The following is a 1,747-nucleotide window of genomic DNA, read 5'->3' as shown; positions in this document are numbered from 1 at the left end:
TACGGCCGCGAACAGGGCCTGGACCTCGCCGTGCGCGGCGGCGGCCACAACGCGGGCGGGCTGGGCGTCGCCGACGGCGCGCTGGTCATCGACCTGTCCGGGCTGCGCAGCACCACCGTCGACCCGGTGCACCACACCGTGCGCGCCGACGCCGGCTGCACCTGGGGCGACGTCGACCACGCCACGGTCGCGTTCGGCATGGCGACGCCGTCGGGCATCGTCGCGTCCACCGGCGTCGCGGGCCTGACGCTCGGCGGCGGCATCGGCTACCTGGCGCGCCGGTTCGGCCTGACCGTCGACAACCTGCTCGCCGCGGACGTCGTCCTCGCGGACGGCTCGTTCGTGCAGGCTTCCGAGTCTTCGCACCCCGACCTGTTCTGGGCCCTGCGCGGCGGGGGCGGCAACTTCGGCGTGGTCACGTCGTTCACGTTCCGCTGCCACGACATCGGCGAGCACGGCGTGGTCATCGGCGGGCCGGTGCTGTACGACCTGGCCGACACCCCCGCGGTGCTGCGCTGGTACCGCGAGCTGCTGCCGTCGCTGCCGGAGGAGGTCAACGGCTGGTTCGGCCTGCTGACCGTGCCGCCCGCGCCGCCGTTCCCGGAGGAGCTGTGGGGCCGCAAGGCGTGCGGCATCGTCTGGTGCTACACGGGTCCGCACGACAAGGCCGAGGAGGTATTGGCCCCGGTCCGCTCGTTCGGTTCGCCGCTGCTGGTGGGGCTGCAGGAAATGCCGTACACGGCCCTGCAGGGCGCGTTCGACGCGCTGTACCCGGCCGGGCTGCAGTGGTACTGGCGCGCGGACGTGTTCCACGAGATCTCGGACGCGGCGATCGACATCCACCTCAAGCACGGCGAGGCGCTGCCGACGATGCACTCGTCGATGCACCTGTACCCGATCGACGGCGCGGCGAGCCGGGTGGCCGCCGACGCGACGGCGTTCCCGCACCGGTCCGGCGGCTGGTCGGGCGTGATCGTCGGGGTCGATCCCGCGCCGGAAAACGCGGAGCCGATTTCGCGCTGGACGCGGGACTACTGGGAGGAGCTGCACCCGACGTCGGCGGGCGGCGCGTACGTCAACTTCATGATGGAGGAGGGACAGGACCGGGTCCGGGCCTCGTACCAGGGCAACTACGACCGGCTGGCGGCGGTGAAGCGGCGGTACGACCCGGAGAACGTGTTCCACGTCAACCAGAACATCCGCCCGGCCTAGTCGTCGTCAGACGGGAACGGCCGGCTCACCGCTCGCAGCGGCCAACTCGCCGGCAGGCGGGTGAGTTGGCCGTTCCGGTTGGTGAGTTGGCCGCCGGGGTTGTCGTGGTCGGTGCTGCCGAGGGGGCCGGTCGGCGCAGATATCCGGTGCTGCCATGCCGGGCCCGACGCAGACACCGCCATCGCAACCCGGCGAACGTATCCGGTCACCGGCCTAGCCGGGCTCACGAACGGAGGGCGCCCCGGCGGCGCTGCCAGTCCGTGACCGCGTCCAGACCGGACTCGATCTCCTCGGTCAGCAGCGCCGTCAGCTGGGCCGCGACGTCCGCGCCCAGCAGCTCGCCCACCCGCTCCAGCAGGGACAACGCCTCCCACGGCGAGGCCGCCAGCGTCCCCGTGGACACCCCGGGCTCGGGCGGGGCCAGTCCTTCCTCCAGCCCGAACCGCCCGGCCGCGAGCAGCGCCGCGACCACCAGGTGCGGCTGCGCGTCCGCGCCGGCGAAGCGGAACTCCAGGCGGGGGTCCGACGGCGGCCC

At 73.3% G+C, this 1,747-nt stretch carries 1 protein-coding gene and 1 pseudogene; one reads left to right on the top strand and one right to left on the bottom strand.

The window, feature by feature from the left end; all coding sequences use genetic code 11:
* Positions 1–1,212, top strand: a 1,212-nt coding sequence (locus G3I65_RS20275) for an FAD-binding oxidoreductase (protein ID WP_160697501.1), incomplete at its 5' end; no start/stop codon positions are given.
* 223 nt (positions 1,213–1,435) lie between these two features.
* Here the strand turns inward: G3I65_RS20275 and G3I65_RS20270 are convergent.
* Positions 1,436–1,747: pseudogene (locus G3I65_RS20270) on the bottom strand (glutamine synthetase); the annotation flags it as partial.

The organism is Amycolatopsis sp. SID8362 (assembly GCF_010550475.1).
Classification (GTDB): domain Bacteria; phylum Actinomycetota; class Actinomycetes; order Mycobacteriales; family Pseudonocardiaceae; genus Amycolatopsis; species Amycolatopsis eburnea.
The sequence above is the reverse complement of the archived record's forward strand: the minus strand, read 5'-3'. Positions and strand labels throughout refer to the sequence as shown.